An 8,335-nucleotide genomic window follows, 5' to 3' on the forward strand; every position below is an offset into this window, starting at 1 on the left:
ATCGCGCGGCGGGCCACCGCCCCGACCGCCGACCGGGTCGACTTCCTCATCGCGGGCCGCGCCCAGCTCGACGAACTGCGCAGGACGGTCCAGCCGCTGGCCCGCAAACTGGCGACGCGCCTTGCCGCACGCCGCCGCCGTGCGGCCCGCGGCCACATCGACCTGCGCAGAACGCTGCGCGGCTCCCTCTCGACGGGCGGTATCCCGATGCGCCCGGTCCTGCGACGCCGCCGCCCCGCACGCCCCGAACTGGTCCTGCTGTGCGACGTGTCCGGCTCCGTGGCGGGCTTCGCCAACTTCACGATGCTGCTCGTCCAGGCGCTGCACGACCAGTTCAGCAAGGTGCGGGTCTTCGCCTTCGTCAACCGCGTCGACGAGGTCACCGACCTCATCGCGCGCGGCACGGCCGACCCCGAGGGCCTGGGCAGCCGCATCATCTCGGGAGCGGCGGTCACCGGCTACCACGGCAGCAGCGACTACGGCTCCTCCCTGGGCGAGTTCGCCGAGCGCTACACCGAAGCGGTCACTCCGCGCTCCACGGTCTTCGTGCTCGGCGACGCCCGCACCAACATGAGCGACCCGAACGTCCCCGCCCTGCGCACCATCGCATCGCGCGCCCGCCAGGTGTACTGGCTCAACCCGGAGGGCCGCGCCCAGTGGCAGACGGGCGACTCGGCGGCCGGGACCTACGCGGAGTTCGTGGAGATGTACGAGTGCCGCAACGCGCGGCAGCTCAGCGCGCTGATCGGGCGTCTGCTGCCGGTCTGACGCCCGTCCGATCCTGTGGGTGGCCGACCGTAAGCTGTCCGGGCCGGGTGTCGGCGGCAGTGACGAGGAGGACGCGTGGCAGGCGACGGGCTCAAGGAGGAGATCCGGGCTCGGATCGGCGAGGTGCGGGACGAGCTCGTCGGGCTCAGTCGGCGGATCCACGCCCATCCGGAGATCGCGTTCGAGGAGCGGCGGGCCGCCGGTTGGTGCGCTGACGTGCTGCGCGGGCACGGCTTCGCGGTGACCGCTCCCGCGTACGGGCTCGAGACCGCCTTCGAGGCGACCATCGGTTCCGGGCCCGTGACCGTCGCGCTTGCCTGCGAGTACGACGCGCTGCCCGGCATGGGGCACGCCTGCGGGCACAATCTGATCGCGGCGGCGGGCGTGGGGGCCGCGCTCGGGCTGGCCCCGGTCGCCGATCAACTCGGGCTCACCGTCCGAGTGTTGGGGACGCCCGCCGAGGAAAGCGGCGCCGGGAAGGCGCTGCTGCTCGACGCCGGGGCCTTCAAAGGGGTCGACGCGGCGATGATGATCCACCCCTGCCCCTTCGAGGTGGCCGACTTCCATTCGTACGCGATGGGGGCGCTGTCGGCGACGTACACGGGCAAGTCCGCGCACGCCACGCTCAACCCGCAGGACGGGCGGAACGCGGCCGACGCGCTGACCGTGGCGCAGGTGGCGCTCGGACTGCTCCGGCAGCAGCTGCCCGGGGAGTGGAAGGTGCACGGGATCACCACCGAGGCCGGGACCGCGCTCAACGCCATTCCCGAACGGGCGAGTGCCGCCTATGCGTTGCGGACTCCGTCCGTCGACGAGCTGCGCGAGCTGCGGGAGCGGGTGGCGGACTGCTTCCGGGCGGGGGCGCTTGCGGCCGGGTGCTCGGTGGAGCTTGAGCAGCCCGCGCCCGACTATCTCGACTTCCGGTCCGACGCCGGTCTCGTCGCGCTGTGGGAGGCGAACGCCCGCGCCCTCGGGCGGCCGGAACCGCAGCGGCGCGGGCCCTTCGCGTCCACGGACATGGGCAACGTCTCGCACGTCGTGCCGTCGATCCACCCCGTCCTTGACATCAGCGGGGGCGGCTGCGGCCCGCACCAGCCGGACTTCGCCGCCGCGGCGGCCACGCCTCTCGCCGAACAGGCCCTGATCGACGGGGCGGTGGGGCTCGCGTGGACAGCGGCGGACTTCGCCGCCAGCCGCGGCCGTCCCTGACATCAGCGGGGGTGGGTACAGCCCGCACCAGCCGGACTTCACCGCCGCGGCCGCCACGCCTCCCGCCGAACAGACCCTGATCGACGGAGCCGTGGGGCTCGCGTGGACGGCCGCGGACTTCGCCGCCAGCCGCGGACGTCCTTGACATCAGCGGGGGTGGGTACAGCCCGCACCAGCCGAAGTTCGCCGCCGCGGCGGCCACACCCCTCGCCGAACAGATCCTGATCGACGGGGCCGTGGGGCTCGCGTGGACAGCCGCGGACCTCGCCGCCAGCCGCGCTTAGCCGCCTTCGCGGATGCGGGTGCGTGTGCGGCACCCTTTACGGGCGCCTGCCAGCGCATTCTTTTCGTCGGCGCCCCTCGGGCGCCGGGCGCCTTCGCGGGGCCGCGCTGGGGGCGGCCTCTTCGGACGTCCGCTCGGGCATGGAGGCAGGCGCCCCTCAGACGCCCAATCGGCCGTCCCTTCGGACCCCTCCTCCGGGCCCTTCCAGGCGTATCCGCGGGCGCCCCCTCGGGCGCCTCCCCGGGCACCTTCGCGGGCGCCGGGCGCCTTCGCGGGGCCGCGCTGGGGGCGGCCTCTTCGGACGTCCGCTCGGGCATGGAGGCGGGGCGCCTCAGAGGCCCAATCTGCCGTCTCTTCGAGCCCCTCCTCCGGGCCCTTCCAGGCGTTTCCGCGGGCGCCCCCTCGGACGCCTCCCCGGGCGCCTTCGCGGGGGCCGGGCGCCTTCGCAAATCAGCCCCGCTCAGCCGCCCTCGCCGGGGCCGTGGTGGGGGCCGCGGCGGAGGCCTCTTCGGGCGCCGCCGTGGATGCCTTCGCGGTCATCGTCGGTACGACCACCGGGGAGCCGTCGCCCGGTGCCCGGAGGATGTCCGCTTCGATCCCGTACAGCTCCTTGACCAGCTCGGCGGTCACCACCTCGCGGGCCGGGCCGTTCGCGACGATCTTGCCCGCGTTCATGGCGATGACGGTGTCGGCGTAACGGGCCGCGCTCGCCAGGTCGTGCAGGACCATGACGACCGTGCGGCCCGCGGCGGCCACCTCCCTTACCAGGGACAGGACTTCGACCGCGTGGCCGAGGTCCAGGGCGCTGGTCGGCTCGTCGAGGAGCACGATCGGCGTCTGCTGCGCCAGGACCATCGCGAGCCAGCAGCGCTGCCGCTGACCGCCGGAGAGGTGGTCGAGGCGGCGCGTGGCGAGGTCCGTGGTGCCGGTGGCCTCGAGGGCCTCGCGCACCGCGGCCTCGTCCTCGCGCGACCACTGGCGGAACAGGCCCTGGTGGGGGTGGCGGCCGTAGCGGACGAGTCCGGCGACGGTGACCGCCTCGGGGGCCTGCGGGGACTGGGCGAGCAGCGCGATGCGGTGGGCCGCGCGGCGCTGGGTGAGCCGCCACACGTCCTCGTCCCCGGCGCGCACCGTCCCCGAACTCGGCTTGTGGAGGCGGGAGATGGAGCGGAGCAGTGTCGACTTGCCGCAGCCGTTGGGGCCGACGATGGCGGCGACCTGCCCGCTGGGGATGGTCAGGTCGACGCCGTCCACGGCGGCCGCGTGGCCGGGGTAGCCGGAGGTGAGCGCCTCGACGGTCAGTTGCACGGGGGTCAGGCCTTTCCGGTCTGCTGCTCGGAGTTCTTGCCGAAGAGGACCCAGAGGAGGAAGGGTCCGCCAAGGACGCTGGTGATGACGCCGACCGGGATCTCCACGGGGGCGACGACGCGGCCGAGTGCGTCGGCGGCGCCCACGAGGGCCGCGCCGACCAGGGCCGAGCCGATGATCGGGACGCGGGTCGGGCCGCTCAGCCGGGTGGCTACGACGGGCGCGGCGAGCGCGACGAACGCGATGGGCCCGCCGATGCCGACCGCCACGCCGGACAGGGCGACGGCGAGCGCGAGCGTCACGGCGCGCACGCGGCGGACGTTGACTCCGAGGGTGGCCGCCATGTCGTCGTCGAACCGCAGGAGTTGGAGGCGGCTGCCCGCGACGAGGGACAGCGGGACGAGGACGAGCAGGATGAGTGAGAGTGGCGTACCGACGGTCCAGTCACGGCCGCTGAGCGAGCCGACCGTCCAGAGGAAGACGCCGCCCGCGGTGTTGTCGTTCTCGCGGGACATGACGAGGTCGGTGACGGCGCCGATGACGGTGGAGACGCCGATGCCGACGACGAGGATCCGGTATCCCCCGCTGCCCGCACCGCCCGCGCAGGCGACGACGACCATGGCCGCGGCGGCGGCTCCGAGCGGCCCGAGCCACCAGTCGCCGATCATGCCGGTGGACGAGCCGACGACGGAGGCGACGACGGCCGCGGTGGCGCCTTCGTTGACGCCGATGATGTCGGGGGTGGCGAGCCGGTTCCCGGCGAGCGTCTGGGTCAGGCATCCGGCGATGCCGAGCGCCGCCCCGACCATGAGCCCCACGGCGATCCGTGGAAGCCGGAAGTCCTGGACGAGCATGACGGTGGCGGAGTCCCCGGTTCCGAGCAGTCCGGAGAGGCTCTCGGAGAAGCTCATTCCCGTGGAACTCGCGAAGGTGGCGAGCGAGACGACCGCCGCGATCACCAGCGTGAGCCCGACGGCGGCGAGGGCGCTGCGGTAGGGGAAGAGCCAGGAGAAGGTGCCGACGCGTACGGCGGTGGAGTCGGGCGGGGTGATGTCGGCGGGGCGCTGCGCACCGCCGTGAACGGAACCCGGCGGACTGCCGACCTCGGCGCCGGGTGCGGAATCCTGCACACCGCCCGATGCCGAGCCCAATGTCGAGCCCGATGCCGAGCCCGACGCGCGGTGTGACGCGCGCGCCGACGTGGCGTCCCCAACGCGGTCCGGGGCACGGTCCGACACGGCGTCCGGGGCACGGCCCTGCACAGAACCCGGGGCACGGTCCGGCACAGAACCCGGCACGGACCCCGGCGCCAACCCCGACGCCCCGCCGTGCCCCGCGCCCTCCGCCCCCTCAGGAATGCCCTCGGCGCTCACGCGGCCACCCCCGCCGTGGACATCCGCTGCGACCGGGCGATCCAGATCAGCAACGGGCCGCCGATGAACGCGAGAAGCACGCTCACCGGGGTCTCCCAGGGGCGGATCACGATCCTGGCAAGCAGGTCGGCGGCGATCATCACGTTCGCGGCGACCAGCGCGGAGAGCACCAACTGGCCAGCCATCCGGGGGCCGGTGACGGCCCGCGCCGCGTACGGGGCGAGGAGGCCGAGGAAGGCGATGGGCCCCGCGAGGGCGACCGCCGAGCCCGCGAGCAGCGTCACCGCCGCCGCCACGATCAGGCGGATGCGCCCCGGGTGGTGCCCGAGCGAGCGTGCGCTGTCGTCGCCGAGCGCGAGGGCGGAGAGCGGGCGTACGCAGCAGAAGGCGATGAGAAGGCCGACCGCGATCAGCGGGATCAAGGGGTACGTCTCCGACGTCTTGATGCCCGCCAGCGAACCGATGGTCCAGTAGCGGTAGGTGTCGAAGGTCGACTGCGTGCCGAGCAGGACGTACGACGTCATGCCGTGGAACGTCGCGCCGAGCGCCGATCCCGCGAGGACGAGCCGCAGCGGCGAGCCCGCGGCCCGCCCGGACGCGGCGAGCAGAAGGACCACCGCGCTCGCGGCCATGCCGCCGACCAGGGCCCACACCAACACGCCGTAGGCGGAGGTCACTTCGAAGTACGTCAGGCCGATCACGACACCGAGCGCCGCACCCGAGTTGACCCCGAGCAGACCGGTCTCGGCGAGTGGATTGCGCGTGACGGCCTGCAGGAGGCAGCCCGCCGCGCCGAGCGCGACACCGACCAGGGCTCCGGCGAGCGTACGCGGAAGGCGTACGTCCATGACCGCGAGCCGGATCTGGGCGTCGGCCCGCGCGGACGGATCCCCGGTGAGGAAGTCCCAGGCGCGGCCCATCGGTGTCGACCCGGACCCGACCAGGAGCGAAAGCAAGCCGAGGAGAAGGAGCAGGACAACGAAGGCGGCAGCCGCCCACAGCGTGGGGCGATGCATCTTCGCCAAGTCCGGTATCGGAGGTCTGGATCCGGACGTTGGGACCGGCCCCCCTTGCGCAACCAACATGAAGTTAGCCTAACCTAACCTTGACCTGGAGCCCCGGTTCGGGGTGTGGGCGAACTCCCTGTTCCCTCAGGGTCAATTCGCCATGCCCCGACACGGCCAGGGATGACCCTTATGTCCGGACTGACCCCCGGACTACAGAAGCATGGAGACCACGGACATGTCCTCGAACCACTCCCCGCGCACCCGGCTGACCGCGGTTGCGGCCCTCACTCTGGCCTCCGCACTCGCCCTCTCCGCCTGCGGTTCGGACTCGTCCGACGACACCGGATCCGGCGACAAGGGCAAAAACTCCGCGAAGGACGTCACCGTCACCGACGCCTCCGGTGCGGAGGTAAAGGTTCCGGCCAATCCGAAGAAGGTCATCGCGCTCAGCGAGATGGACCTGGACTCCGCCCTCGCCCTGAAGGTCAAGCCCGTCGGCCTCTCCGCGGGCCGCGGCCAGAAGGGCGCCCCCGAGTATCTGGCCGACCAGGCCAAGGACATCCCGGTCGTCGGCGCGGTGACCGGACCCGACATCGAGAAGGTCCTGCAGGCCAAGCCGGACGTCATCCTCGCGGGACAGCTCGCCGACCAGCAGGTGCTCAAGCAGCTCAAGGCGATAGCCCCGACGGTCGTCACGATCGACAGAACCAAGGACTGGAAGAAGTCCCTGGAGATCACCGGCAAGGTGCTCGGCAAGTCCAACGAGGCCGACGCGTTCCTCAAGGACTACGACACCAAGGCCGCCGCCGTGAAGAAGAACCTCGGCGACAACGCGGGCGCGAGCGTCTCCGTCGCGCGCTACTCCGCCAAGGGCACCGCCGTGATGCAGCAGGGCGTGTTCATCTCCGACGTCCTGAAGGACCTCGGCTTCAAGCGGCCCGGCATCCAGAACAAGAAGGGCGAGGGCCACTCGACCCCGCTCAGCGACGAGGACCTGAAGCAGATCGACGCCGACTGGCTGTTCATCGGCACGCTCGGCTCCAAGGGCCCGGACGCCGACCTCTTCGAGGAGCTGAAGGGCAAGGCCGCGTACAAGCAGCTCGACGCGGTCAAGAAGAACCACACCACCGAGATCGACGGCTCGAAGTGGACCAGCCTGGGCGGCCCGCAGGCCGCCGTCTCCGTCCTGGAGGACGTCGAGAAGGCGATGGGCAAGTGACTTCCGGCATAACCGACCCTGAGCTCGCGGGGCGGGTGGCCCTGGTCACCGGCGCGGGCCGGGGCATCGGACAGGCCGTGGCCCGCGCGCTCGCCGAGCGCGGCGCGCGGGTCGTGGCCGCCGACCTTTCGCCCGAGGTCAAGGAGGAGGGCGTCCAGGAGCAAGGCGTCCAGGCGCAGGACGTCCAGGCGCAGGCAGCGAGCGGCGGCCGCATCACCGGCATGGTCCTCGACGTCACCGACGCGGCCGCCGTGGACGCGGCGTTCGACGAAGTCGAGCGCACCGTGGGGCCGTTGGACATCCTCGTGAACGTGGCGGGCATCCTCCGGCCCGCCCCGGTCGTCGAACTCACCGACACCGACTGGGCGGAGACCTTCGCCGTCAACACGAACGGCGTCTTCCACACCTCGCGCGCCGCGGCCCGGCGCATGACCGCGCGGGGCAAGGGGTCCATCGTGACGGTCGGCTCGAACGCCGCCGGGGTGCCCCGCACCCAGATGGCCGCGTACGCCGCATCCAAGGCCGCCGCCACGATGTTCACCAAATGCCTCGGCCTTGAGGTCGCCCGCGACGGCGTGCGCTGCAACGTCGTGTCGCCGGGTTCCACCCACACCGACATGCAGCGGCAGTTGTGGGCGGGCGACCACGAGCAGGCCGCCGCCCGGGTCATCGACGGCGACCCGTCCTCGTACCGGGTCGGCATCCCGCTCGGCCGGATCGCCGACCCCTCCGACATCGCCGACGCGGTCGCCTTCCTGGTCTCCGACCGGGCCAGGCACATCACCCTGCACGACCTGTACGTGGACGGCGGCGCCACCCTGCGCGCCTGAAAGCCGCGCCGCCCTCCCCTACTTGACGAGGAGTCATCCGTGACACCCCCCAACGACGTGGTCGCATTCGCCGCCCCCACCACCCCCGGGGCCGTCGGCGCGGCAACCGCGCTGCTCGACGCCTACCGACCCGGCGACACCCGGTTCTTCGCGTCGCCCACCCGCACCCTCCTCGCCCACGGCACGGCCGCCGAAGTACCGCACGACGAGCGGCCGTTGACGGAGCGGGTCGCCGCCACCCTCGACGCGCAGCTGCGCGCGGGCAACCACGCCCCGGTCGTGGTGGGCTCCATTCCCTTCGACCCCACCGCGCCCGGCGCGCTCGCCGTGCCCGAAGC

7 protein-coding genes and 1 pseudogene are annotated in these 8,335 nt (G+C 72.7%); 5 read left to right on the forward strand and 3 right to left on the reverse strand.

Features of this window, described 5'->3' with window-relative positions:
- Positions 1-768: VWA domain-containing protein (locus ABD378_RS02310; protein ID WP_344518583.1), on the forward strand; the 768-nt coding region annotated here is incomplete at its 5' end.
- A 75-nt stretch (positions 769-843) separates the two neighbouring features.
- The gene (locus ABD378_RS02315) at positions 844-1,977 is read left to right on the forward strand and encodes a M20 family metallopeptidase (protein WP_344518584.1); all 1,134 of its coding nucleotides are present in this window, start codon (positions 844-846) and stop codon (positions 1,975-1,977) included.
- A gap of 733 nt (positions 1,978-2,710) precedes the next feature.
- On the opposite strand, the gene ABD378_RS02325 is transcribed toward ABD378_RS02315, so the two are convergent.
- The 3 genes from ABD378_RS02325 to ABD378_RS02335 form a co-directional block, all read right to left on the reverse strand.
- Positions 2,711-3,568: an ABC transporter ATP-binding protein gene (locus ABD378_RS02325; protein ID WP_344518585.1), complete on the reverse strand. Its 858-nt coding sequence runs from the start codon at positions 3,566-3,568 to the stop codon at positions 2,711-2,713.
- 5 nt (positions 3,569-3,573) lie between these two features.
- Positions 3,574-4,620, reverse strand: a complete 1,047-nt coding sequence (locus ABD378_RS02330; RefSeq protein ID WP_344518589.1) for a FecCD family ABC transporter permease — start codon at positions 4,618-4,620, stop codon at positions 3,574-3,576.
- A 317-nt stretch (positions 4,621-4,937) separates the two neighbouring features.
- Positions 4,938-5,957, reverse strand: coding sequence for a FecCD family ABC transporter permease (locus ABD378_RS02335; protein WP_344518590.1), 1,020 nt, complete (start codon positions 5,955-5,957; stop codon positions 4,938-4,940).
- 226 nt (positions 5,958-6,183) lie between these two features.
- Between ABD378_RS02335 and ABD378_RS02340 the strand changes: the two genes are divergently transcribed.
- The 3 genes and pseudogenes from ABD378_RS02340 to ABD378_RS02350 all read left to right on the forward strand — a co-directional run.
- Positions 6,184-7,167 carry an ABC transporter substrate-binding protein gene (locus ABD378_RS02340; RefSeq protein ID WP_344518586.1) on the forward strand — a complete coding sequence of 328 codons (984 nt, stop codon included), beginning with the start codon at positions 6,184-6,186 and terminating at the stop codon, positions 7,165-7,167.
- The gene (locus ABD378_RS02345; protein WP_344518587.1) at positions 7,164-7,997 is read left to right on the forward strand and encodes a 2,3-dihydro-2,3-dihydroxybenzoate dehydrogenase; all 834 of its coding nucleotides are present in this window, start codon (positions 7,164-7,166) and stop codon (positions 7,995-7,997) included. The genes ABD378_RS02340 and ABD378_RS02345 overlap by 4 nt, the downstream gene beginning before the upstream one ends.
- A gap of 39 nt (positions 7,998-8,036) precedes the next feature.
- Positions 8,037-8,335, forward strand: a pseudogene (locus ABD378_RS02350) (isochorismate synthase); the annotation flags it as partial.

It is taken from the genome of Streptomyces rectiviolaceus, from assembly GCF_039533825.1.
GTDB classification, from domain to species: domain Bacteria; phylum Actinomycetota; class Actinomycetes; order Streptomycetales; family Streptomycetaceae; genus Streptomyces; species Streptomyces rectiviolaceus.